The sequence below is a fragment of the Mesorhizobium sp. WSM3866 genome, assembly GCF_002294795.1.
In the GTDB taxonomy this organism is placed as follows: Bacteria; Pseudomonadota; Alphaproteobacteria; order Rhizobiales; family Rhizobiaceae; genus Mesorhizobium.
The window spans coordinates 14,091-36,690 of sequence record NZ_NSGC01000007.1; the positions used below are offsets into that span (position 1 = coordinate 14,091).

Consider the following 22,600-nt stretch of genomic DNA (forward strand, 5'->3'; position numbering starts at 1 on the left):
CAAAAACTTAAAGCGCGTCGCCCGAATCCGTTTCAGCGCGACGCGCTTTGGGCTGTGCCCGAGCCGCCTCAATCGACGACGACCACGATGTAGCGGCCTTGATAGGGCCGGTAGTAGGTCCGGCCGCAGCGCCAGACGTCGAAGCCGTTGACCTTGGTGCGAACGCAGCCTGCCGGCAGCGTGGCGACCCAGGCGGTGGTGTGCCTCAGCACACGCCATGTCGTGGCGCGCCGGGCGACGCCCGCGGCGCTGTGCGGTGTCCAGGGCGCCCCGATGCGGGCTTCGGCGGTACCGACCAGCGACAGGGCCGGCACGGCCGTGCCGACAATCTCGACGGCGGCGAGGCCGATGGCGAGCAACGCAGCGGCCGAGCGCATTTTCCTGAAAGATTTCACAGGCACTTTCGTTTCTCCTGAGGTTGGTGTTCAGTTCTAGTGGGAGGATGAAGCGGCCAGCCGGGTCGAACCCGTCAGCGCCGCCAGGTGAGCAACCACGAACAGCCAGTGCGCCGCGGTTGTTACGTAGCCGACGACGAGCACGTCGGCGGCGATGAAGAACTGCCAGAACAGAAGGTTGGCCGTTCCGAGCAGCACATGCACGGCAGCCAGCACGGCGTGCCAGTTGCGGGAGTAGGCGATGCGCCAGAGCGTCACGCCGATGATCAGGGCCAGCCCGTGCGCCTCGATGAAGCCGATGCCGGTGCCGGGTGCGTTGTTGAGCAGCACGGCTTCAGCCCCGCGCCCGAAGAACGAGCCGGCAATGTCGGTGGCGAGCCCGCCTGCGGAAGCAAGGACCAGGAAGCCGGCATTCACGCGAACGAGAAGATTTCCAAAGAAGGGTGTCATGATCGTTCCTTTCCGTTTTGGGTGATAAAGGTCGCCACGGCGGCGTTGGCCGCCGTGGCTGCTGGGAGGGCGCCGCTCAGGCCACCAGCGGCTGGGGCTCGGCTGCGGCCGCGGTCGGTTCGGCCGCGGGGGTGCTCTCAGCCGGCGCCTTGATGCCGAACCAGGTGACGTAGAGCGTCGGCAGGAAAACCAGCGTCAGCACGGTCGCCACCAAGAGGCCGCCCATCACCGCATAGGCCATCGGCCCCCAGAACACCGTCGGCGCGATCGGGATCATGCCGAGGATGGCGGCCGCCGCCGTGAGCAGGATCGGCCGCAACCGATGCGTGGTGGCGCTGATCACCGCTGCCCATGGTTCCTCGCCGGCGGCGATGTGCTGGTCGATCTGCGCGATCAGGATCACCGAGTTGCGGATCACCATGCCGATCAGCGACATCACGCCGAGGATCGCGACGAAGCCCATCGGAGCGCCCGACAAGAGCAGCGCGCCGGCGACGCCGATGATCGCAAGCGGAGCGGTGAGCAGCACCAGCACCAGGCGCTGGAAGCTCATCAGCTGCACCATCAGGACGGTGGCCATGATGAACAGCATCAGCGGGAACACCACGAAGATCGAGGCCTGGGCCTTGGCGCTGTCCTCGATCACGCCGCCCTGCTCGACGCTGTAGCGCGCCGGCAGTTCCGCCTTGAAGGCGGCGATGGCGCTCTCCAGCCGCCGCGTGACCAGCGTGGCATTTTCGCCCGGCGCGACATCGGCCTGGACGGTCACGGTCGGCAGCCGGCCGCGGCGCCAGATCAGCGGCGGCTCGGTCTGGTAGGTGAGCTTCGCCACCTGCTCGAGCGGCACCCGCCGTCCGCCGGAGGCGCTGATCGTCAGGCCGCGCAGCGTGTCGATGCTGGCGCGTTCGGTTTCCACCGCGCGGGCAACGATGTCGACGAGGTAGATGTCGTCGCGCATCTGGGTGATCTTCGAGCCGGAGAGCACCGCGTTGATCGTCTCCGACAGCTGCTGCGAGGAGATGCCCAGCGCGCGCGCCCGGTCCTGGTCGACATCGACCTTGATGACCTTGGCCGGCTCGTTCCAGTCGTAGTTGATATTGCGCACCGAGGCGTCGCTGCCCAGCACCTGCGCGAACTGCTGCGCCAGGCTGCGCGTCTTGTCCGGATCCGGACCGCTGACGCGGAACTTCAGCGGCCAGCCGACCGGCGGGCCGAGCTCCAGCGGCGTGACGCGCGCCATGACGTCGTCGAAGCCGGTCGACAGCTGCTTCTCCAGCCGGTCGATCACCGCCTGGCGCACGGCGTGGCCCTTGGTAACGACCACCGCCTGGGCGAAGAAGTCGTTGGCGAGCTGTGCGTCGAGCGGCAGGTAGAAGCGCACCGCGCCCTGGCCGACATAGAAGCTCCAGTGGTCGATATCTGGATCGGCGGCGAGCAGCTTCTCGACGCGCTCGACCACGGCATCCGTCGACTTGATCGAAGCGGTGCGCGGCAAAGTGAGGTCCAGCATGACCTCGGGCCGGTCGGACTTCGGGAAGAACTCCTGGCCGACGAAGCCCATCGCCACGACGGAGAGCGCGAACAGTCCGGCCGTCGCCGACAGCACCAGCCACTTCGCCCGCATCGCCATCTCGAGCAGCGCCTGGAAACCGCGGCCGATGCGCGAGGGCTGATGGCTGCCACCATGACCCTTGATGCGATCGGGCAGCAGGAAGACGCCGGTGAGCGGTGTGAACAGCACCGCGACCACCCAGGAGACGACGAGCGCGATCGCCACGACAGCGAACAGCGAGAAGCAGTATTCCCCGGCGCCGCTCTTGGCGAAGCCGACCGGCACGAAGCCGGCGATCGTCACCAGCGTGCCGGTGAGCATCGGGAAGGCGGTAGAGGTATATGCATAAGTGGCGGCCGAGATCTTGTCGTAGCCTTCCTCCATGCGCGAGATCATCATCTCGACCGCGATCATGGCATCGTCGACCAGCAGGCCGAGCGCGATGATCAGCGCGCCGAGCGAGATGCGCTGCAGCGAGATGCCGAAATACTCCATGGTGACGAAGGTGATCGCCAGCACCAGCGGGATGGCGACCGCTACGACGACGCCGGGACGCCAGCCGAGCGCCAGCAGCGAGACGGCGAGCACGATGGCGATCGCCTCGCCGAGGCTCTTGGTGAATTCGCCGACGGATTCTTCCACCACATGCGACTGGTCGGCGACCAGGCCGAGCTCGGCGCCGAGGGGCAGCTCGGCCTGCATCTCATGCATCTTCTCCTTGACGGTCTCGCCCAGCGCCAGCGCGTCGCCGCCCGAAGTCATCGAGATGGCGATGCCGACCGCAGGCTTGCCGTTGAAGCGGAACGTCGGCTGCGGCGGGTCGGAATAGGCGCGCTTGACCTCGGCGACGTCGCCCAGCCGGAAGTAATGGCCGTTGGCGTAGAAGTTGATGGCCTTGAGGCTTTCCTCGGAGGTGAAGCTGCCGGAGACGCGGATGGCGATGCGCTCCGGGCCGGCATCGACCGTGCCGCTCGGCGTCAGCGCGTTCTGTGCCTGCAGCGCCTGCGACAGCGTGCCGACATCGAGGCCGAGCGCCGCCACCTTCTGCGTCGAGAATTCGAGATAGATCTTCTCGTCCTGCTGGCCGATGAGGTCGACCTTGGCGACGTCCTTCACCGTCAGCAGCCCGGCGCGCAGGCTGGTGCCGAGATCCTTCAACTCGCGATGGCTGAGGCTGTCGGAGGTGAGCGCGTAGATCAGCGAATAGGTGTCGCCGAACTCGTCATTGTAGAACGGCCCCTGCACGCCGGACGGCAGCGTCGGCTTGATGTCGTCGAGCTTCTTGCGCACCTGGTACCAGAGCGGCTGCACCTGGTCGGCGGCCACCGTGTCCTTGAGGTTGACGAAGACGACGGATTCGCCGGGCTTGGTGTAGCTCTTGACGTAGTCGAGGTCCGGCAACTCCTCGAGCTTCTTCTCAATGCGATCGGTGATCTGCTCCACCGTGTCGCTGGTGCTGGCGCCCGGCCACATCGTCTTCACCACCATGGTCTTGATGGTGAAGGGCGGGTCCTCTTCGCGGCCGAGGCCGCCATAGGCGTAGAGGCCGGCAAGGGCGGCCGCTATCATCAGGTAGACAATGAAGCTGCGGTGCCGAAGCGCCCATTCGGAAAGATTGAAGCTGGTCATGATGTGGTTCCTTTTCAGGGCGCGCGCAAGCGCGCTCCGCCGGCGCCTGCCGGCTGGCCAAAACAAATGACGGTTTGGGTTCGGTCAGCGCCCGCCGCTTGGCGGGCACTGTCGCAATTCAGGCCAGGCTGTGCATGGTGCCCGGCACACGGTAAGGCGCGCGCTCGGCGGTTCTCGGCCTGATGGCGAGGCCCGCGAGATAGCGCTGAAAGGCGGCTGCCTCCTGGACTGGCGAGGCGAGCGCGACATGGCCGTCCGGCCTCACCAGATAGGCTGCGTCTCGCTGCAGGCCGGCCTTCCCGGCTGCGTCTGTCCAGGCGAACGCATGCACTGCAATTCCTGTCGGTGCGAGCATCGCCCGAAAATCGCAATTGACCTCGCCATAGACATGGACCTGCCAGTCGAGCGAGCGCAGCGGCTCGAAATTGTCGCCGCCCGCGCCCATGACGTTGCCGGCGACATAGGGCAGGCGGTCGCCGCCGCTGACCTTGCCCGCCATGCCCGAACTGATCGGCCCGGCGCGGTACTCGATCGCCGTCTGCGAGATCACGCCGAAGAATGCGCGAGACCCGAACGATGTGTGGAGCCCGATGTTCATGACCTTCGGCATCACGTAACGCCGGAACAGGCCGACCAGTCGCGAGCGGTTGGTGATGAAGCGGAACACCTTGTCGGTGCTTTCGATCAGCTTGTGGGCAAAGGCGATGCGCTCCGGCTCGTAGCTGTCGAGCAGGCGCGGATCGGCACGGCCCTGCACCACGGCGCCTAGCTTCCACGCGAGGTTCACAGCATCGCCCATGCCGGTGTTCATGCCCTGGCCGCCGGCCGGGCTATGGATGTGTCCGGCATCGCCGACGAGGAACACGCGGCCGGCGCGGAAGCGCTCGGCGACGCGATGATGGACGCGATAGGTCGAGAACCAGTTGACCTCCTCGACCGTGACGCCGGTGTCGCGCTCGACATCGGCGCGGATCGCCTCGAAGCTGATCGTCTCGTCGGCCTCATGCGCCTTCGGCACGATGCCAATGAGGCGCAGCGAGCCCGACTGCCGGACCGGCATCACGATAGCGAAGCCATAGGTGCTGATGGTCGTGTCCATGCCATTGCGGGTGACGTTGCCCGTGCCCTTCACGTCGGCGACGTAGAAGGCCTGCTCGTAGGTACCGCCCGGAAAGCCGATGTTCAGCCCATGGCGAACCGTGCTGCGGGCGCCGTCGCAACCGGCAAGATAGGCTGCGCTGACGGTCTCGGTCTTGCCGTTCCGCGAAAGCGTCGCGATGACCGCGTCACCCTTGTCCTGGAAGGCAACGAGCTCCGTACCGCGCTCGACCTCGACGCCGGCGCGTTCCAGATGCGTGATCAGCACGCGTTCATGGATATCCTGCGGCAGCGCGAAGGCGAAGGAGTAGGGGCTGATGCCGCGGCCGAAATCGGAAAGCGGCAGCCGCGCTGCGACGCCGGCCGGCGTATGCAACGTAAGCCGTTCCAGCCGGATGCCCTCGGCAAGGATGTCCTCGACGATGCCGATCTGGCGATGGAACTCCAGCGTGCGGGCCTGGACGGCGAGCGCGCGCGAGGTTTCACCCGGACCGGTGGCCTTGTCGAAGATGCGGACCGGGACGCCGAGCCTGGTCAGCCAGAGAGCGAGCGTCAGCCCGGTCGGACCGGCGCCGGCAATCAGGACCTTTGTCTTGGACATGGTCATTTTTCCTCTCCTTCAACGATACGCACTTTTTCGTGTTCCCGCAGCCGGTTCACGCCGGCGGTGACGACCAGATCGCCTTTGGCGAGGCCGCCGCTGACCACGACACGGTCGGTCTCGTATCGGGCAACCGTGACCGGCTTGAGCTCCACCGCCGACGAGGCGGACACGACCCACACGGCCGGCTTGCCGTCCTTGTCGAACAGCGCGCTGCCCGGCAGCACCATGACCGGCGCGCCGCCCATCTCGGCGCGGCCGGAAACACTTGCGCCGAAGCGCATCTCGTTGGGCGCATTCTCGATCGAGACCTTTACCTGGAAGGTGCGGGTCGCGGCGTCGGCCATAGGCGCGATCTCGCGGATGCTGCCGACCGCGGTGATCGCCGGATTGCTGAGCAGCGAGACAGTCACTTTTGGCGGGTGCTTGGTATCGGGTGCGTTGGCGAAGACCGCTTCGGCGATCGAGAACACGGCGTCGCGGCTCTCCGGATCGGCAACCCGCGCCACCATCTGTCCGACATTGACCGACTGGCCGGCTTCGGCACCGGTGGCGGTGACGATGCCGTCGAATTCCGCATGCAGCTCGGTATAGCCGAGTTGGTCCTTGGCCATCTCGAAGGCGATGTTCGCCGACTTGAGCTTGGCCTGCGCCGAACGCAGATTCTTCAGTGTCGCGTCATAATTGGCTCGGGTGGTAAAACCCTTGCCGAGCAGCGCACCGATCCGGGCCTCCGCAGCTTTTGCTTCGACAAGCACGGCCTGTGCCGCCGCGACATCGGCCTCGGCGCTGGCGAGCCGGTTGCGATAGTCCTGGTCTTCGATGCGGGCCAGCACCTCGCCTTTCTTCACCGTCGAACCGATCTCGGCGACACGTTCGAGCAGCTTGCCCGACACGCGGAAGCCGAGGTCGCTTTCTAGCCTCGGCCGGATCTCGCCGATGGCGATGCGGGTATCGGCGCTGAGCATCGGGACGGCCGCGATGGCCGTGACAAGCTTTGTCTCGGCTGCGGCGGGCTTCACGTTCGAGGCCTCGCTTCTGGCGCCGTGCCAGACCATGGCGCCGCCGCAGGCAAGAACGGCGATCGATCCGGCGACAAGGCGGCGCCGCAGCGGCCTGTTATGAAAAAGTGCAATCATGTTGTCTCCATGACCAAGGTTGCGGCCGCGCTGGGAGGATGCGGCGACCGGGAAATCAGTTGGCTGGAGAGGGAGATCGGGCTTTGCGGCCTGTCTTTTCGCCAGCCCGATCTTCTTGGCGCTTCCGGCTCCGGAAATCCCGAACGGTTTCTGAAAATTTTCCGATGTTTGGGTGAGGCGACCTTGGAATTGCGCAGGGGAGACGCCGATGCCGACGCTCAAACCGTCCAGAAATAGCGCACCAGGTGGAAGAAGATCGGCGCGGCGAAGACCAGGCTGTCGGTGCGGTCGAGCATGCCGCCATGGCCCTCGATCAGATGCCCCCAATCCTTCACGCCCTGGTCGCGCTTGATTGCGGAAGCGACCAGCCCGCCGAGGAATCCCATCGTGCAGGCGACGAAGGCGACGGCCGAGGCCTGCAATGGCGAGAACGGCGTGATGAAGGCGAGCAGCGCGCCGAGCAGGCTCGAGGCGACGAGCCCGCCGATCAGCCCCTCCCAGGTCTTCGACGGCGAGACCTTTGGCGAGAAGCGGTGCTTTCCGAACAGCTTGCCGAAGATGTACTGCAGCACGTCGCTGCCCTGCACGACGATGATCAGGAAGGCGACGAGCAGCAGGTTGCGGCCCTCGAAGCCGGGCACGTTCAGCGTCAGCAGCGCAGGGACGTGGCTTACGCAATAGACCGCGATCATGATCGCCCATTGCTGCGCCGAGACGCGCTCCAGGAAGCGCTCGGTATCGCCGTGCAGCGCCGTGATCGCCGGCATCAGCAGGAAGCAGTAGACCGGGATGAAGATCACGAACAGCCCGTACCAGGCCGTCCACACCAGCCAGTACTGGAACGGAATGACGATGCCGAACATGCCGAGCAGAACCCAATGGTCGCTGCGGCGGCTGTGCGTCAAGGTCACGAACTCGCGCAGCGCCGCGAACGAGATCAGCGCGAACAGGATGGTCATGCCGTAGCGGCCGAAGAAGAAGGCGACTGTCATCAGCGCCACCATCACCCACCAGGCATTGATGCGCTGGGTGAGGTTGGTGAGCGTCGCGCTGAGCGGCTTCGGCGCGCGCGCCGACAGCACGGCGGCGGTGGCGCTGGCGGTGGTCAGCACCACGAAAAGGCCGATGATCAGGATGCTGATTTCGTGGCGCATCATTCGTCTCGATCAGGGCGCGGATTGAGCGCCAGAAGTTCGGCCCGGGCGCGTTCGAGGAAGGCGCGGCGTTCCTCGCCCGGCGCCACCGCCACCGGCGCACCGAAGACGACGCGGCAAAGCAGCGGCACCGGCAGGAACTGGCCCTTGGGCAACACGCGCGACATGTTCTCGATCCAGCACGGGATCAGCTCCACTTCCGGCCGCGCCATCGACAGATTGTAGAGCCCGGAGCGGAACGGCAGCAGCTCGTCGCTCATGTTGCGCGTGCCTTCCGGGAAGATGATCAGCGAATGGCCTCGGTCGAGGACGGAAAGCATCACGGAGATCGGGTTCTCGTCCGGCCTCGTCCATTGCCGGCTGATCAGCACGGAGGACAGCATGTCCTCGGCAATGAAGCGGCGCAGCCGCGACTTTCGCCAATATTCGGCGGCGGCGACCGCATGTGTGGTGGCGCGTTCTCTTTCGCTGAGGCAGGCCGACAAAAGGATGAAGTCGCCATGGCTGGTGTGGTTGGCGAAATAGATGCGCTGCCCGTCCGATGGCTGGCAGCCGCTCCAGATCGGACGCACGCCGGTCACCGCCCGCGCCAGCGCCGACAGGCCGACCGAAGTCGCCGTCTGCAGCAGCGTGAAGGTCCGGAGCGACAGCTTGTTCATCCCGGCATCCAGAATCCGGCTGTCAGGAACGCGATGACGAAGATCGCGAAGGCGATGCGCTGCCGGGCAAGCAGGCGGCGCGTTCCGGCGATGCGGTCGTCGAGCGGGCGCGGAGACGAGGAGACAGGCTTGAGCCGCATGCGCGCCAGCACGTCGTCGACCGCGGCGCATCCCGAACGCTCATTGTCATGGCTCGCCATCAGCCGGAACAACAGCGCGTCGAAGGCGAGAAGCGCCGAAAACCCAAGCACCACGACGGCGCTTACCGCGGCGACCAGCAGCGCCAGCACCGCGATCGGCGCCTGGAGCGCGCCGCGCGCCGAAGCCACCAAAGGCGCGAAGCCGTCGCAGACGAGCACGATCGCGGCCGGCCATGCGGCGTGCTTGATCAGCATCGCGGCAAAGGCGGCTGTCCGCTGCTGATAGGCTTCGTCCGTCATGCCGGCTCGTCCAGTCCGATCTGAAGATGCACTGGTCGTCCGGACGCGGCGAGCTGCTTGCGCGCGTGGGACGGCGTTTGCGAGCGGCCGGTCGCGACGAGCCATCCGGCGATGACGGTGGCGCTGCGCTGGAAGCCGAGCGCGCAGCAGACCAGCACCGTGCCTTGCCGGCGCGCCGGCTCGATCGCCGCCACCGCTTGGTCGAGCGTGTCCGCCGGCGGCGGCAGCAGATCGAGCATGCCGAAGCTTTGCCAGCGGCCCGGCGCGTCGCGCGGCCGCTCAAGCTCGGCGGCGAGATCGATCACCGTGCCGAAGCCGTCAGCCTCGGCGGCGTTCGGGAACCGCCCAAGGAAGATGCCGTCGCTGACCGGCACGACCGGCGGCAGCTTGCGCGTCCAGGTCCAGACATTGACCCTGGCGCCTAGACGATAAGGCCAAAGCAGGATGCGGCTCGCCAGCGACACACGGCCATCCGCCGCCTTCTGGAACACTTTCGCGCCGGCCCCGGCATAGGCCAAGGCGACGATGGCCAGCGCCAGCGAAGGCCATAGAAGCAACAAGGCGAGGGCGGAGAAGAAGGCGCCGACCACAGCGCCCGTTAGCGCCAGAGCGGCGCCCAGCGCGTAGCATAGCGCAAGCCGCCATGCCCTGCCGTCGGCAGCCGGGCGGAAACCGGCGAACGGCAGCTCGCCCCGTGCCGGAAAGAGCCACAGGGCAAAGAAGCCGAGCAGCGCGCCGGTCGGGATGTCGATGAAATGATGCTGCCAGGTGGTCAGCACCGAGGCGCCGATCAGAAAGCACCAGCCGTGCCAGAGCCCCAGCAAAGGACCGGCGAGGCGCTGGCGCCAATGATCCCAGATGATCACCAACAGCGCGATATGCAGCGACGGCGCCTGGTTGAACGGCTTGTCGAAGCCGCCGAGGACCGCAAACAGGAAACCCGGCAGGCCGCTCGTTTCCGGCCGCACGAATGTGGCGGTCAGCGGAAACAGGATGAAGCAGGCGACGGCGACGATCTGCGCGGTGAGGCATCGGCCGGCCAGCCGGTCGACGCCCTGGCGGCTGTCGTTGAGCAGGAGCGACAGTCCGTAGAACAGGTTGATCGACCAGTAGGGCACGATTGTCCAGGCGACGAACGGAACATGGTGTTCCCAGGAGAACACGATGCTACCGACATGGTCGCGCGTCGAGGCGAGCCAATTGGCGAAGCCGTAGGTCGAATAGAAGAAAGGCGCGAGGAAAGCGAGCCACAGCGCTGCGCGCAGGACGACACGCCCATAGGGCTCGGCGCTGGGTGAAAGTGGCGGGGGCTCGGCACTGGAAGGCATGCGGCGGTGGTCCTAAAGCCGCCTTGCCAGCGAGACGGTGAAGATGCCCCATTGGTCGATGCGCTGGTCGAGCTTCTCGAAGCCTGCCGCCTCGACCAGCTGATCCATCTCGCCTTGCGTGCGCCGCCGCATCACCCAGGCTTGGCCGCCGCGATGCGAGGTCAGGCTGCGCGCGATCATTTCGAGCTGCGGGTGCCAGGGCTGGTTGGTGTAAACGAGCAGGCTGCCCGGCTGCATGGCGCGGGCAAGGCCGCCGAGCGAGCGCGCAATCAGCGCATTGTCGGAGAAGAGCTCGTAAAGGCCGGAGACGATGGCGAGGTCCGGCGCCGGATCGAGCGCGGCGAGCCCATCGCCGTCGAAGGCGTCGGCGCGCTGGAACGACACGCTGGCCGGCAATTGCCGCTCGGCGATCAGCTTGCGGCCGAGCTCGACATTGAGGTCGGAATAGTCGCGCAGCCGAACGCTGGTCGGTTGCTCCCGGCTCATGTCGATCGCATCGAGGACGTAGCGGCCGTGACCAGATGCAATGTCCACGATGTTGGTCGGCCGCCCAGTGGCCTTCAGCATTGCCAGCGCCGAGCCGATCAGCTCTTTGATGTGAAGCTTGCGCTGGCGGATGCCGCGCCAGCCGATGGCGTCGAGGAAGGTCCGGTCGACCATGCGGCCGATCGGCCCCAGGCCGCGCGGCTCGTTCTCATAGACATAGTCGAGCGTCGAACCGGAATCGAAGCCGGTGGTAACGCCGACCTTCATGCCTTGCGAGAACCAACTGCCGATGCGGATGAAGGCGCGGCTCGTCGCCCAGTAGAGGCCCCTGGGCGAAAGCAGATCGAGCGGCGAGGCGAGGCGGTCGGCCTCGTCGCGCGTGTAGCCGGCGATGTCCGCCTGCTTCAGGTCTACAGCTTCCGCGGGTGCCGCGAACTGCGCTTCGAGGAACGGCCGGATCAGGTCGAGCGCCTTGGCGCGGTCGCGCTCGCCCAGCGTATCGTGGAAGAAGCCCGGCAGCACGTGGCGCTCCTTCGCGCGGCTGCCGAGATTGACGAAGAACTCGTGCTGCGGCGCGTGCCGCACCACCCAGTCGCTGCCCGACAGAAGAAGCTGCGTCGGCACGGTGATGGCGCGCGCATCGGCAACGATGCGCGCCGCGTGCTGATAGAGCTCGACCAGGATGTTCGAGGCGATCGGCCTTGTGATCAGCTTGTCGTTTTCGAAGGAAGCAATGCGCACAGGGTCATGAGTGAGAAGGTTCGCCTTGACGTAGGAATTGACGAAGAAGCGCCCCTTGATCTTCTGCCACAGCGCGATGCCTTCCTTGGCGAAAGGGACATAGAGTTTCACCGAGAAGGCGGGCGAGGCGAGCACCATGGCGCGCAGCTTGGGCGCATAGTCGTGCACCCACGCGGCCGCCAGCACCGCGCCGAAGGACTGCGCGATCAACGCGATGTCCTGCGCGGCAAAGCCGTCCCTGGCGGCGATCTCGCGAATGAAACAGTCGATATCGCGCACCAGCGCGGCGAAAGACGGAGCGTAGCCGCGCTCGCCGGCGGAGCGGCCGTTGCCGCGCGCATCCCAGGCATAGAAGGCGTAGTCGGGCAGGCTGAGTTCGTCGACGAGATGCGCCATGCGGCCGCCATGCTCGTGTCCGCGATGGAAGAGCACGACCGCGCCCTTGGCCGTGGCCTGCATCGCCGGCCAGTAGCGGTAAAAGATCTGCGTGCCGTCATGGCTGCGGAAGGTGCGTTCCTGCGCCTGCCGCGCAAGGCTTTGCGCCGGCGCGCTGGCGACCTGTTCGTGAAGCATGGTGGTTCCCCCGGACGGCATGGCGAGTCTCGGTGCTCAGCCGGTGCTGCCAATAAGACCGGCGCGTATCCGGTTTATGGCGGTCAGCAGCGAAAGCGTAGCCATGGCCGGAAACACAAACGGCGCGATTGCCTCAGGCCAGAGCCCGGCGGCGGCGAGCACGGCGACCACGCCGAGCGCCAGCGCCCTGTCGCTCTTGCCGAACGGCCCGGCATAGTTTCGCCCGATCCCGGCGGCGATGCCGAGCACGCCGGCGAACTCGGTGAGCGCCGCGGCAATGGCAAAGGCGACGACACCCCAGGCGCCGAATTGGGGAAGGGCGGCAAACGGCAGGATCAGCGCAAGGTCGGAGACGACATCGCAGATCTCGTTGAGGTACATGCCGAGCGTCGAGGCCTGGCCATGTTCCCGCGCCAGCATGCCGTCAATCGCGTTGAGCGCCATGCGAAGGAAAAGCACAAGGGGGATGAGGAAGAGCAGCGGGCTCCAATCGGGGAGGATCGCGATCGCCGATCCAGCCGCGATGGACAGCAGAGCAGCCGCGATCGTTATGCCGTTGGCCGTCACACCCATCGCCGCCAGCCTGTTGACCAGCGGCCGCAGCCTGTCCTGGAAAGCCGGCTTCAGCGCATAGAGCGTCGGCATTGCGATGATCCCCCGATCCTCGCCGTCAGATGTATCACAAACATGCCGAACGGCACCAGCACAGCTGCTAAAACACTGTGAATCCCAGACAGTTGGCACCATGCCATGCACCCATTGCCTGAAGACGACGCCGGAGCCGGCGCTCTGTGGCGCTCTCATGCCCGCCGTGGCGAGCTTCGACCATGCAGCCCTGGCATGGCCGCATGCGGTTGCCGGCTTCTGGAACAACGCAGCCACTTGAATAGTAAGCACGCTTATTATATATGCCGCTCATGGTTTCAGATGGCATCGACAGATTGGGATTTTTGATCCACGACGTGCAGCGCCTCATGCGCAAGCGCTTCGAGGCGCGCGCCAGCGGGTTGGGCCTTTCCTCCGCGCAATGGCGGCTTCTCGTCCGCGTCGCCAAGGAGGCCGGTGTCGCGCAGGCGCGGCTCGCCGAACTGCTCGAGATCGAGCCGATCAGCGTCTCGCGCCTCGTCGACCGGATGGAGGAGGGCGGCTGGATCGAGCGTCGCGCCGATGCGGCCGACCGGCGTGTGCGCATGATCTTCCCGACCGAAAAGGCCAACGCGGCCTACGCCGATGTCAAAAGCCTCGCCGGCGAGGTCTATGAGGAATCGCTCACCGGCGTATCGCTGGAGGACCGTCGCATCCTGATCCGGGTGCTCGACACCATCGTGCAGAATTTGACCGACGGCGAGACGTCGTCGCTCGAAAAGATCAAGAATACGGAAGGGCGGGCAGCATGAACGCGGCAGCCAAGAAAGCAGACGACAACGTCACCAAGCTCGAGATCGAGGCGCCGGCGAAGCCGGAGGCTGCGCCAGTCTCCGCGGCAGCGGAGCCGCAGCCCGCACCGGCAGCACCGAGGAAGAAGCGCCGCACCGGCCGCTTCCTTTTGATGGTCGCCCTGCCGCTGGCGCTGCTCGCCGGCGGCGCCTATGTCTGGGTCACCGGCGGTCGCTACCAGGAGACCGAGAACGCCAACCTGCAGCAGGCCCGGATTTCGATTGCCTCGGATACGGCCGGCCGCATCGTCCAGGTCGGCATTGCCGACAACCAGACGGTCAAGGCGGGCGACCTTCTCTTCGTCATCGACCCCGAGCCTTACAAGATCGCGCTGGCCCAGGCCGACGCGGCTGTTGCCGCCGCGCGGCTCAATGTCGAGCAGCTGCGCGCCGCCTATAGCCAGGCGATGGCGCAGCAGAAGTCGGCCAAGAGCGAGGTCGACTATGCGCAGTCGCAATATGACCGCGCCGCCGATCTCGCTGAGAAGGGCATCAATGCCAAGTCGTCGCTGGACGAGGCCCGCAACGACCTCGACAAGGCCAAGCAGCAGCTCGCGGTCGCCGATCAGGGCATCATCAGCGCCAAGGCCGCGCTTGGCGGCAACCCCGACATCGAGACCGACAAGCATCCAAGCGTGATGTCGGGGCTCGCCGCGCGCGACAAGGCCGCCTACAACCTCTCGCAGACCACGGTGAAGGCGCCGTCGGACGGCATCGTCTATCAGGCCTCGTCCTTCAAGATCGGCCAGTATGTCTCCGTGGGCACGCCGCTGTTCGCGCTGGTCGAGACCGACGACACCTGGATCGACGCCAACTTCAAGGAGACGCAGCTCACCAATATGAAGCCGGGCCAGAAGGCCGAGATCGTGGTCGACACCTATCCGGGCCGGACCTTCGAGGCGACCGTCAAGGCGATCGGCGCCGGCACCGGCGCCGAGTTCTCGCTGCTGCCCGCCCAGAACGCCACCGGCAACTGGGTCAAGGTCACCCAGCGCATTCCCGTGCGCCTGGAACTGACCGACCCCGACGCCAAGATGGCGCTGCGGACCGGCATGAGCGCGACGGTCACCGTCGATACCGGCGTCGCGCGCGGATTGCCGTCGATCTTTGGTCACGCCACGGCCGGCGAGCACGCGCAATAAAGCAAAGTGAAGCCCGAGGCATGAGCCTCCGCAAGGGAATGGTCTGAAGGGATGGAGGGAAAGCCAAGCGTTTGAGGCGAGCCGCGTCGCGGCTTTGATCGAAGTTGAAGCTTTCGACACCGACCTGTCGGTCCTCAGGTTTCCGGGCGGCAGGCATCCGCTCCAACAGAGACTTCCGGTCGATGTAACCCCCACATCGATCCTCGCGTCCCACCGCGACGAGGGTCTCAAAGGAAGGCCTCGCCGCCCGGAATCCCAATGTACCCGTTTTTGTTACCTGCTGGAAGTTCAGCACCATGAGCACGCCCGAACCCTTCAAGGAAGTACCGCACCGCGGGCTGATCACGGTCGCGCTGATGCTGGCGACGGTCATGCAGGCGCTCGACACCACGATCGCCAATGTCGCGCTGCCGACCATGACCGGCGACCTCGGTGCCTCGCCCGACAACATCAACTGGGTGCTGACCTCCTATATCGTCGCCGCCGCCATCATGACGCCGGTCACCGGCTGGCTCGCCGACCGCCTCGGCCGCAAGGAGCTGTTCCTGGCCTCCGTCGTCGGCTTCACCATCTTCTCCATGCTTTGCGGCATGGCGTGGAGCCTCGAGACGATGGTGCTCTTCCGCCTGCTGCAGGGTGTGTTCGGAGCGGCGATCGTGCCGCTGTCGCAGACCTTCCTGCTCGATATCAATCCCCGCGAACGCCACGGCCAGGCCATGGCCATCTGGGGCGCCGGCATCATGCTGGGGCCGATCCTCGGCCCGACGCTCGGCGGCTGGCTGACCGAGAATTTCAACTGGCGCTGGGTGTTCTTCATCAACCTGCCGGTCGGCATCCTCGCCTTCATCGGCATGGCCGCCTACCTGCCTGTCGTCGCCAAGCGCGTGCGCAGCTTCGATTTCTTCGGCTTCGCCATGATCTCGCTCGGCGTCGGCGCGCTGCAGCTGATGCTCGACCGCGGCGGCGAGGTCGACTGGTTCTCCTCGACAGAGATCTGGATCGAGCTTGCGCTGTCGATCACCGGCTTCTGGGTGTTCATCATCCACACGGTGACGTCCGAACGTCCCTTCATCGATCCGAAAATCTTCCTCGACCGCAATTTCGTGACCGGGCTCGGCTTCATCTTCGTCATGGGCGTGCTGATCCTGGCTTCGATGTCGCTGCTGCCGCCGATGCTTGCCAACATCTTCGGCTACCCGACCGTCACCATCGGTGTCGTGCTCGGCCCGCGCGGTATCGGCACGATGATTTCGATGCTGTTCGTCGGCCGCATCATGCACAGGATCGACGCGCGTATTCTGGTCGCGATCGGCTTCCTGCTCACCGCGCAGTCGCTTTACACCATGGCGAGCTTCACGCCGCAGATGGACAACTGGCTGATCATCTCTTCGGGCGTCATCCAGGGCCTCGGCATGGGCATGGTGTTCGTGCCGCTCTCGGCGGTGGCCTTCGCCACGCTCGACGCGCGCTACCGCACCGACGCCACCTCGCTGTTCAGCCTTGTGCGCAATCTCGGCTCATCGATCGGCGTCTCGGTGGTTGCGGCGCTGATGGTGCAGAACACGCAGGTCAACCACAGCGAGCTCGGGGCGTTCATCAACCCCTACAACCCCAACCTGTGGGCAACCTCGCCCGCGGCGGCGAGCGGTGATCCCATGGCGCTTTCGCAAGTCGACAGGCTGGTCAACGTCCAGGCGATGATGATCTCCTACATCAACGACTTCAAACTCCTGATGGTGATGACGCTGCTGGCCGTCCCGTTCGTCATCCTGCTGCGCAAGCCGAAGGCAGCGCCGGCCGGCGGCGCGCCGGCGGCGCACATGGACTGATTTTCATCGCGCCGCCTCTGCGATGCGTAATCTCCCCCCTTGAGGGGGAGATGTCGCCGAAAGGCGACAGAGGGGGTCGCCGCGCATGGAACGCCAACCTTCATCTGCACATGCAAGCCGAGCCCGGTCGAACCGACCCTCTCTGCCTGCTGGCCATCTCCCCCTCAAGGGGAGAGATTACTCGTCGCTCCTGTCCCCTCTCTCCGCTACCTCCCCAGCACCAGTGCCCAGTAGCGCAGGCTGGGATCGCGGCCGTCGCGCACGTAAGCCAACCCGAAGCGGCTGAAGTCCGGGTCGAGCATGTTGCGCCGGTGGCCGTCCGAATGCATCCAGATGTCGAACAGCTTTTGCAGGTCGAAACGTCCCTCGGCGATGTTTTCGCCCGCGGCGCCGCGCACGCCATTGCCCTTCATGCGTGAGGCGAAATCCTTGCCCCAGCCCGTGGTGTGGCTCATACGGGCGCGCGACGCCATGTAGCCGGCCTGCTGCAGCGCCGCCTGCTCGAGCTGCGCGTCCGGGATGAGCGCCGGCAGTCCGGCCGATGTGCGGATTGTGCTCAACGTTCCTGTGGCGGAAGACGACACGCCGGCGCCTTCGCCGGTCGGCAGCGGGACGCTTGTGCAGGCGGCAATGCCGGCAAGCGCCGCAAGGCCGACGGTCTTGAGCAATGTGCGTCTGCCGAGATTGGGGGAATCGGTGGTCAGGCTGGTCATCCGGCCTCTGATACCGGCGATCGTGGCTTTTGCCGGGCAGCCGATGAAAATCGCGTTATGCGGCGACATCCTCCGGGAGATCGGTTATCATCCTGGCGTTCTAGAAGTGGCAGCCACGGGCGGGCCACCCAGGCGGTGACCGCCCCCCGAGCGATACGGAGGACGGTTATGGCTGGTTTTCATGTCATGGCGGACGCGCAAGGGCTGCATGTGCAGCCCACGGTGCGCCACATCACCACGTCGGATCTATGGGACGCGCTAAGGCTCGGCGCCGAGGATTTCTGGGCCAAGCCCTCGCACTACGTGTTCCTGTGCCTGATCTATCCGGTCGTCGGCCTGATCCTGACGCGGTGGACCTCCGGCTCGAGTGCAATCCAGCTCGTCTATCCGCTGATGTCGGGCTTTGCCTTGATCGGTCCCTTCGCGGCCATCGGCCTCTACGAGATCAGCCGCCGGCGCGAGCTCGGCATGAGCAGCCGCTGGCACCATGCGCTCGACGTGCGCCGTTCGCCGGCGCTGCCCTCGATCGCGGCGATCGGCGTCCTGCTTTTCGCGCTGTTCCTTCTGTGGCTGTTCACCGCGCAGTCGATCTACACCAGCCTGTTCGGCGCCGAGCCGCCGGCCTCCGTCGGAACTTTCCTGCGCGACGTGCTGACGACCGGCAAGGGCTGGACGCTGATCCTGCTCGGCAACGCTGCCGGCCTCGTCTTCGCGATCGTGGTGCTCGCCACGACCGTGATTGCCTTCCCGCTGCTGCTCGACCGCGACGTCGGCGCCGTCTCGGCGATCGAGACCTCGGCGCGCGCCGTAATAGTCAACCCGCTGCAGATGGCGCTCTGGGGCCTGACGGTTGCGGTGCTGCTGGTGATCGGCTCGATCCCGCTGTTTGCCGGCCTTGCCGTCGTCATGCCGGTCCTCGGCCACGCGACTTGGCATCTCTATCGCAAGGTGGTGGAGCCGCAGGATATCCGGCCCATCCGCCGGCCGATGTAGGCCGCGCCGGCTCGAACAAAGCAGACGGCCCGAAGCGGTTTACCGAGCCTGTTTCATGAAGATGTTCTTGAGGTCGCTCAAGATGGCGGCTTTCGTGGCCGGGCTTTGGGCTGTCGGCTGCATTGATACTACGCGTGCCAACGCTGACGAGTTGGCGCACTTTGAAAGCGCGGCCGTGAAGCCGACGCCGTTTCAGCAGCGCATTGCGCAACAAAACGGGCGAGCGCTCCAGGCCATTCCTGGCACGCCATTGAATGGGTATCTGACGCGACCGCCGGGTGAGGGGCCGTTCCCGGCGGTCGTCGTTCTCCATGGATGTTCGGGCCTATTCCCAACTGTAGAGAAAACCTGGTCGCAGCGATTGTCTTCCTGGGGTTACGTCGTACTCGTTGTCGACAGCTTCAGCACGCGCGGTATTCGCGAGACGTGTGATCACGGCCTGCTCGCCGATGGCAGCCTGTTTGCTGATCGCGTTTATGACGCCTACGGCGCTTTGGAGTTCCTGTCGAAATTGAGTTTCGTCGACCCGCAGCGCACAGCGTTGATGGGGTTCTCCGCCGGTGGGATCGCAACGCTCGCGGCCGTGCAACTTGGCGGCGCCGAGCGGCTGATGGATCGCAAGTTCAAGGCGGCTGTCGCTTACTATCCGAATTGTTCGGCTACGAATGGCGACGTGGCGGTCCCGACATTGATCCTGATCGGCGAGCTCGACGATTGGACCCCCGCCAAAAATTGCCGGGAAATGATGGCGCAGCGCAGCGGCAAGGGCAGCGCCGTGCAGCTTGATGTCTTCAAGGGCGCTCGCCACGCCTTTGCCTCCCCGTCATTCAAGACGGGCACCGAGCAGTATGGCCACCGGGTGGAGTACAACGCAGCTGCGGCCGAAAAATCGGCAAGCGACGTCCACACGTTTTTGAAGCAGGCCTTCAGCGGATAACAGCCATAGCCCTGATCATCCGATCTCAGCGCTGCGCCTCGGTCGCCATCTTCAAAGCCAGCGCCGTCAGCACGGTGCCCATCATCCAGCGCTGGACGACCAGCCAGAACGGCCGTCCGGCGAGGAAGGTGGCGATCGAGCCAGCCGTCACCGCGATCATGGCGTTGACGGTCAGGCTGATCGAGATCTGCGTCACGCCGAGCACCAGAAGCTGCGACAGCACATGGCCCTTGGCCGGGTTGATGAACTGCGGCAAGAGCGACAGATAGAGCACCGCCACCTTCGGATTGAGCAGGTTGGTCATCAGCCCCATGACGAACAGCTTGCGCGGCCTGTCCTTCGGCAGCTCGCGCACCTGGAATGGCGAGCGGCCGCCGGGCCTTAGCGCCTGCCAGGCGAGCCACAGCAAATAAAGCGCGCCGGCAAAGCGCAGCGCGTCATAGGCATAAGGCACGGCGAAGATGAGCGCGGTGATGCCAAAGGCCGCGGACACCACATAGAACAGGAAGCCCAGCGCCACGCCGCCCAGCGAGATCAGCCCGGCCCTCGGCCCTTGCGACAGCGAGCGCGAGATCAGATAGATCATGTTCGGGCCGGGTGTGAGCACCATGCCGAGGCAGATCAGCGCGAAGGTCAGATGGTTGGCGGCGTCAGGCATCGCTCGATCTCCAGCACCTGCGGCAGGGAAGGTCCGATGCCGGCGGGGACGGACATGTGCCTTGTGCCGCGCACCAGCGCAAGGGACTTGCCGGCGCCGTTCGTTGCGCCAGGGCGGGCAGCGCCGCAGGCTTTGGTAGCCTTTCTACTCACCGACGATCGAGGCTGCCGGACGAGGCGAGGTAATAGGATCGGCATGACGAAGGACGATCTTCCACGCGCCTTTCTCCCGCCGAAATATAGTGGTGGTTCGAAGTGCGATCGGAACAAGCTTGTCGCTGCCGCCGACCTTGGATCGGACCCGCTCGATCTCGATGATGTAACCCAAGTCGGTCGTTGCGTACTCGGAAACACGGTCAAAGCCGATAACCTCTCCGTCTCGGTAGTTGGTAGCGGCCCGGTCCATCGTTTCGGCAGCCTTTTTCCATCCTTTTGCCGGCGGGCCGAATGGATTGGCGATGACGACGTCATCCCGTTGTGAGAAGAGACTTTTCAATGGTTCGGGATTGCCCTTGACGAAGGCATCCAGGGCTAAATGATCCTGCTCGATGAGTTTCGCGAGGTCTGACAGCATCTCAGCATCCTCCGATAAAGGGGAAAGAGAATACTATCTGAAATCAAGCCCCTGATCCTGCCTTTTCGCTTCTTGGCGCGCCGGCGTCAGTTTATATCCCTTACCCCACCACGCGCAAATTCGATAGCTCGTTCGCAATCTCCTTGAAATTGTCGGACAGCGTCGCGCCGGTTGCATTCCAGAAAAGCTTGGCGGGCTTGCTGGGGTCGGCGGGATCCTTGCGGAAGCGGGAGTCGGATGAGCAGGTCTTCAGGGCGTCCATCGCCTGCTTGTCGCCGGCGTCGGTCGCGGACATGTCGAGCGCAACCGTCATCACCATGATGTTGGCCGCCTTGGCGTGGTCGCAGAGCTTGGCCATCTGCTCGTTGAGCGCGTTGGTGTAGTTGCCCGAGGAATAGTTGAACTGGCCGATGTCGCTGGAGGTGCCGCCGAACAGGCGGGTGACCGAGGTGCCTTTGTAGCCGACGCCGGTATAGCCGTAGGCGGCATAGGTCGATTTGTTGCCGGCCGGATCGGAGTTCACCGTCGAATAGGTGTTCTCGCCGTCGGTAAGCACGATGACGACCTTGTCGTTGCCGCGTTCGGTCTCCGGCCGCCCTTCGGTGAACGGCGCCCCGCTGGAAACGGTGCGCCAGCCCCAGGCCATGCCTTCCGGCACGTTGGTGTTGCCGTTGGGCTGCATCAGGTCGACAGCCGCCTTGATGGCCGCCAGCCCGTCCGCAGTGGTGACGTCGGTGAGCGGCGTGACCGGCGTCGTGGTGCAGCTATAGTTGGGACCGGCGCCCGTTGCCAGCACCGGCGCATTGATCGGCCGCGGCATGAAATATTTGGCCATGTTGGATTGGCGCGTCTTGCCGGTGGTGCTCGACGGATCGTCGTTCCACCAGCTGTTGGCGGCGCCGTAGGTCGCGGGGTTCGGCTCGTCGGGATCCTGCGTCACCTTCCAGTGGTTGCCGGGTTCGTCGGGCGCGAACATCGGCACGAACATGGTCGCCGGGTCGCCGACCCCGATGCCGGTGTTGTTCGGCCCGCCGGACGCAGGCGTATCGTCGACATTGTAAGGGTAGGGACGCACTTCGACGCAGCCCTGCCAGCTCGCGAACGGGCCGTAGGTGTCGTTGTAGTCGTATTCGTTGTGGCTTCGCTTGCAGGTGTTGTTGGACCGGTATTCGTCGCAGACGACGCGCTTGCTGCCGACGATGCGCTCGTGGCTGGTGACCACCTTCATGTCGCGATAGAGCGAAAAGCGGGTCAGTGCCTGGCCTACCTCGGTCCCCCAGCCGGTGCCGTTCTTGTACCAGATGCCGTTGATCTTCTGGGCGTGCTTGTCGGCGGCGTTGAGCGTCGACCAGTCGAAATTCTCGTTGGCGACCGGCGACAGCCCGTAGACATCCATCCAGGAGGCGTTGTCGTTATCGGGCCCGACATTGACCGAAGCCGCGAAGGGCACCAGGCTGAACTGGACCGGCTTGTCGATCTGCTTGATCTGCGCCGCCTGCTGCGCAAGTGTGTCGACCAACTGCTTGGCGGCCTGTTTGAGCAGATCGATGCGCTTCTGCCCCGTGCCGGATCCTTTCGTCGACATCGAGCCCGAATTGTCGAGCACCATCGCCACTTCCAGTGTGTTCTTCAAGCGCACCTGTGACTTCATCTCGATCTCAACGGGCTTTTTCGCGTCGACTTCGTCGACGCCGACGAGCATTGCCGAAGCCGGATAGAAATAGGGATGGTAGGTAAGAGTGGCGCTCATTGTCAGCAAGCCGCCGCCGGCCTGGCTGGTGGGTAGGGTGATGTTGAGCGCTACGTCCGCGGGGTCGATGGTGTTGAGGTTGGCGTTGAAGAAGTCGACGGCATATCCCTTGATTTGGTCGTCGGTGGCGCCTTCCGCCAACCGCCTTGCGGCGGCAAAATTCGCCGCATCGAGCGCGTTGAGCACCATCTGTTTCTGACGGTTGAGTTCGGTGAAGTCGACCGCGATTGCGAGGGCGCCCATCAGCGGCACCATGGCGATCGCCGTCATCAGGGCATAGTTGCCGCGCCGGTCGCGGCAAAAGCGAAGCCAGAATTCGCGCAT

General features: G+C 65.2%; 22 protein-coding genes. 6 read left to right on the top strand and 16 right to left on the bottom strand.

The window, feature by feature from the left end; genetic code table 11:
• Positions 1-68: 68 nt before the first annotated feature.
• The 5 genes from CK222_RS16940 to CK222_RS16960 form a co-directional block, all read right to left on the bottom strand.
• Positions 69-401 (bottom strand): hypothetical protein, encoded by a 333-nt coding sequence (locus CK222_RS16940; RefSeq protein WP_127242041.1) that lies wholly within the window; start codon positions 399-401, stop codon positions 69-71.
• Between the two features lie 30 nt (positions 402-431).
• Complete coding sequence (locus CK222_RS16945; protein WP_067324856.1) at positions 432-845, bottom strand: hypothetical protein; 414 nt, start codon at positions 843-845, stop codon at positions 432-434.
• Between the two features lie 76 nt (positions 846-921).
• The gene (locus tag CK222_RS16950) at positions 922-4,026 is read right to left on the bottom strand and encodes an efflux RND transporter permease subunit (RefSeq protein ID WP_095801149.1); all 3,105 of its coding nucleotides are present in this window, start codon (positions 4,024-4,026) and stop codon (positions 922-924) included.
• Between the two features lie 118 nt (positions 4,027-4,144).
• Positions 4,145-5,725: an FAD-dependent monooxygenase gene (locus tag CK222_RS16955; RefSeq protein ID WP_164746711.1), complete on the bottom strand. Its 1,581-nt coding sequence runs from the start codon at positions 5,723-5,725 to the stop codon at positions 4,145-4,147.
• 2 nt (positions 5,726-5,727) lie between these two features.
• On the bottom strand, positions 5,728-6,864 hold the full coding sequence (locus CK222_RS16960) for an efflux RND transporter periplasmic adaptor subunit (protein ID WP_245433064.1): 1,137 nt from the start codon (positions 6,862-6,864) through the stop codon (positions 5,728-5,730).
• Positions 6,865-6,873: 9 nt separating this feature from the next.
• On the opposite strand from CK222_RS16960, the gene CK222_RS31660 reads away from it, so the two are divergent.
• Positions 6,874-7,101, top strand: coding sequence for a hypothetical protein (locus CK222_RS31660; protein WP_127240133.1), 228 nt, complete (start codon positions 6,874-6,876; stop codon positions 7,099-7,101).
• Here the strand turns inward: CK222_RS31660 and CK222_RS16965 are convergent.
• The 6 genes from CK222_RS16965 to CK222_RS16990 are packed head-to-tail and all read right to left on the bottom strand — an operon-like array spanning position 7,083 to position 12,890.
• Positions 7,083-8,018 (bottom strand): phosphatidate cytidylyltransferase, encoded by a 936-nt coding sequence (locus tag CK222_RS16965; protein WP_066996678.1) that lies wholly within the window; start codon positions 8,016-8,018, stop codon positions 7,083-7,085. The genes CK222_RS31660 and CK222_RS16965 overlap by 19 nt on opposite strands.
• Positions 8,018-8,677 (bottom strand): lysophospholipid acyltransferase family protein, encoded by a 660-nt coding sequence (locus CK222_RS16970; RefSeq protein ID WP_095801151.1) that lies wholly within the window; start codon positions 8,675-8,677, stop codon positions 8,018-8,020. Before CK222_RS16970 ends, CK222_RS16965 begins: the two co-directional genes overlap by 1 nt.
• Entirely contained in the window at positions 8,674-9,117 is a 444-nt protein-coding gene (locus tag CK222_RS16975; protein ID WP_095801152.1) for a hypothetical protein, read from the bottom strand. Before CK222_RS16975 ends, CK222_RS16970 begins: the two co-directional genes overlap by 4 nt.
• On the bottom strand, positions 9,114-10,445 hold the full coding sequence (locus CK222_RS16980; RefSeq protein WP_095801153.1) for a phosphatase PAP2/dual specificity phosphatase family protein: 1,332 nt from the start codon (positions 10,443-10,445) through the stop codon (positions 9,114-9,116). The genes CK222_RS16975 and CK222_RS16980 overlap by 4 nt, the downstream gene beginning before the upstream one ends.
• Positions 10,446-10,457: 12 nt before the next feature.
• Positions 10,458-12,245, bottom strand: a complete 1,788-nt coding sequence (locus CK222_RS16985) for a bifunctional alpha/beta hydrolase/class I SAM-dependent methyltransferase (RefSeq protein WP_176477659.1) — start codon at positions 12,243-12,245, stop codon at positions 10,458-10,460.
• Between the two features lie 36 nt (positions 12,246-12,281).
• On the bottom strand, positions 12,282-12,890 hold the full coding sequence (locus CK222_RS16990) for a CDP-alcohol phosphatidyltransferase family protein (protein WP_095801155.1): 609 nt from the start codon (positions 12,888-12,890) through the stop codon (positions 12,282-12,284).
• Between the two features lie 272 nt (positions 12,891-13,162).
• On the opposite strand from CK222_RS16990, the gene CK222_RS16995 reads away from it, so the two are divergent.
• The 3 genes from CK222_RS16995 (at position 13,163) to CK222_RS17005 (ending at position 16,652) form a co-directional block, all read left to right on the top strand.
• The gene (locus CK222_RS16995) at positions 13,163-13,642 is read left to right on the top strand and encodes a MarR family transcriptional regulator (protein WP_095801336.1); all 480 of its coding nucleotides are present in this window, start codon (positions 13,163-13,165) and stop codon (positions 13,640-13,642) included.
• Complete coding sequence (locus CK222_RS17000) at positions 13,639-14,823, top strand: HlyD family secretion protein (protein ID WP_095801156.1); 1,185 nt, start codon at positions 13,639-13,641, stop codon at positions 14,821-14,823. The genes CK222_RS16995 and CK222_RS17000 overlap by 4 nt, the downstream gene beginning before the upstream one ends.
• A 296-nt stretch (positions 14,824-15,119) precedes the next feature.
• A complete protein-coding gene (locus CK222_RS17005; RefSeq protein WP_067324872.1) occupies positions 15,120-16,652 on the top strand; it encodes a DHA2 family efflux MFS transporter permease subunit in 1,533 nt (510 codons plus the stop codon).
• A 206-nt stretch (positions 16,653-16,858) separates the two neighbouring features.
• On the opposite strand, the gene CK222_RS17010 is transcribed toward CK222_RS17005, so the two are convergent.
• The gene (locus tag CK222_RS17010) at positions 16,859-17,365 is read right to left on the bottom strand and encodes a CAP domain-containing protein (RefSeq protein WP_095801337.1); all 507 of its coding nucleotides are present in this window, start codon (positions 17,363-17,365) and stop codon (positions 16,859-16,861) included.
• Positions 17,366-17,533: 168 nt separating this feature from the next.
• Here CK222_RS17010 and CK222_RS17015 point away from each other — a divergent pair, with 168 nt between their 5' ends.
• Both CK222_RS17015 and CK222_RS17020 read left to right on the top strand, forming a co-directional pair.
• Entirely contained in the window at positions 17,534-18,358 is an 825-nt protein-coding gene (locus tag CK222_RS17015) for a DUF2189 domain-containing protein (RefSeq protein ID WP_095801157.1), read from the top strand.
• Between the two features lie 55 nt (positions 18,359-18,413).
• Positions 18,414-19,295, top strand: coding sequence for a dienelactone hydrolase family protein (locus CK222_RS17020; protein ID WP_245433066.1), 882 nt, complete (start codon positions 18,414-18,416; stop codon positions 19,293-19,295).
• 25 nt (positions 19,296-19,320) lie between these two features.
• Here the strand turns inward: CK222_RS17020 and CK222_RS17025 are convergent, their stop codons facing one another.
• The 4 genes from CK222_RS17025 to CK222_RS17035 all read right to left on the bottom strand — a co-directional run bounded on the left by CK222_RS17025 (position 19,321) and on the right by CK222_RS17035 (position 22,600).
• The gene (locus CK222_RS17025; RefSeq protein ID WP_095801158.1) at positions 19,321-19,953 is read right to left on the bottom strand and encodes a LysE family translocator; all 633 of its coding nucleotides are present in this window, start codon (positions 19,951-19,953) and stop codon (positions 19,321-19,323) included.
• Entirely contained in the window at positions 19,929-20,105 is a 177-nt protein-coding gene (locus tag CK222_RS32300) for a hypothetical protein (RefSeq protein ID WP_176477660.1), read from the bottom strand. The genes CK222_RS17025 and CK222_RS32300 overlap by 25 nt, the downstream gene beginning before the upstream one ends.
• Entirely contained in the window at positions 20,098-20,526 is a 429-nt protein-coding gene (locus CK222_RS17030) for a DUF4440 domain-containing protein (RefSeq protein ID WP_095801159.1), read from the bottom strand. The genes CK222_RS32300 and CK222_RS17030 overlap by 8 nt, the downstream gene beginning before the upstream one ends.
• A 100-nt stretch (positions 20,527-20,626) precedes the next feature.
• Complete coding sequence (locus tag CK222_RS17035; RefSeq protein WP_176477673.1) at positions 20,627-22,600, bottom strand: pilus assembly protein TadG-related protein; 1,974 nt, start codon at positions 22,598-22,600, stop codon at positions 20,627-20,629.

Bases quoted from the DNA above. Each gene is read 5' to 3' on its own strand.
- CK222_RS16945 (WP_067324856.1), bottom strand. From the start codon at position 845: ATGACACCCTTCTTTGGAAATCTTCTCGTTCGCGTGAATGCCGGCTTC.
- CK222_RS16950 (WP_095801149.1), bottom strand. From the start codon at position 4,026: ATGACCAGCTTCAATCTTTCCGAATGGGCGCTTCGGCACCGCAGCTTC.
- CK222_RS16955 (WP_164746711.1), bottom strand. From the start codon at position 5,725: ATGTCCAAGACAAAGGTCCTGATTGCCGGCGCCGGTCCGACCGGGCTG.
- CK222_RS16960 (WP_245433064.1), bottom strand. From the start codon at position 6,864: ATGATTGCACTTTTTCATAACAGGCCGCTGCGGCGCCGCCTTGTCGCC.
- CK222_RS31660 (WP_127240133.1), top strand. From the start codon at position 6,874: ATGACCAAGGTTGCGGCCGCGCTGGGAGGATGCGGCGACCGGGAAATC.
- CK222_RS16965 (WP_066996678.1), bottom strand. From the start codon at position 8,018: ATGCGCCACGAAATCAGCATCCTGATCATCGGCCTTTTCGTGGTGCTG.
- CK222_RS16970 (WP_095801151.1), bottom strand. From the start codon at position 8,677: ATGAACAAGCTGTCGCTCCGGACCTTCACGCTGCTGCAGACGGCGACT.
- CK222_RS16975 (WP_095801152.1), bottom strand. From the start codon at position 9,117: ATGACGGACGAAGCCTATCAGCAGCGGACAGCCGCCTTTGCCGCGATG.
- CK222_RS16980 (WP_095801153.1), bottom strand. From the start codon at position 10,445: ATGCCTTCCAGTGCCGAGCCCCCGCCACTTTCACCCAGCGCCGAGCCC.
- CK222_RS16985 (WP_176477659.1), bottom strand. From the start codon at position 12,245: ATGCTTCACGAACAGGTCGCCAGCGCGCCGGCGCAAAGCCTTGCGCGG.
- CK222_RS16990 (WP_095801155.1), bottom strand. From the start codon at position 12,890: ATGCCGACGCTCTATGCGCTGAAGCCGGCTTTCCAGGACAGGCTGCGG.
- CK222_RS16995 (WP_095801336.1), top strand. From the start codon at position 13,163: ATGGTTTCAGATGGCATCGACAGATTGGGATTTTTGATCCACGACGTG.
- CK222_RS17000 (WP_095801156.1), top strand. From the start codon at position 13,639: ATGAACGCGGCAGCCAAGAAAGCAGACGACAACGTCACCAAGCTCGAG.
- CK222_RS17005 (WP_067324872.1), top strand. From the start codon at position 15,120: ATGAGCACGCCCGAACCCTTCAAGGAAGTACCGCACCGCGGGCTGATC.
- CK222_RS17010 (WP_095801337.1), bottom strand. From the start codon at position 17,365: ATGACCAGCCTGACCACCGATTCCCCCAATCTCGGCAGACGCACATTG.
- CK222_RS17015 (WP_095801157.1), top strand. From the start codon at position 17,534: ATGGCTGGTTTTCATGTCATGGCGGACGCGCAAGGGCTGCATGTGCAG.
- CK222_RS17020 (WP_245433066.1), top strand. From the start codon at position 18,414: ATGAAGATGTTCTTGAGGTCGCTCAAGATGGCGGCTTTCGTGGCCGGG.
- CK222_RS17025 (WP_095801158.1), bottom strand. From the start codon at position 19,953: ATGCCTGACGCCGCCAACCATCTGACCTTCGCGCTGATCTGCCTCGGC.
- CK222_RS17030 (WP_095801159.1), bottom strand. From the start codon at position 20,526: ATGCTGTCAGACCTCGCGAAACTCATCGAGCAGGATCATTTAGCCCTG.
- CK222_RS17035 (WP_176477673.1), bottom strand. From the start codon at position 22,600: ATGCGCGAATTCTGGCTTCGCTTTTGCCGCGACCGGCGCGGCAACTAT.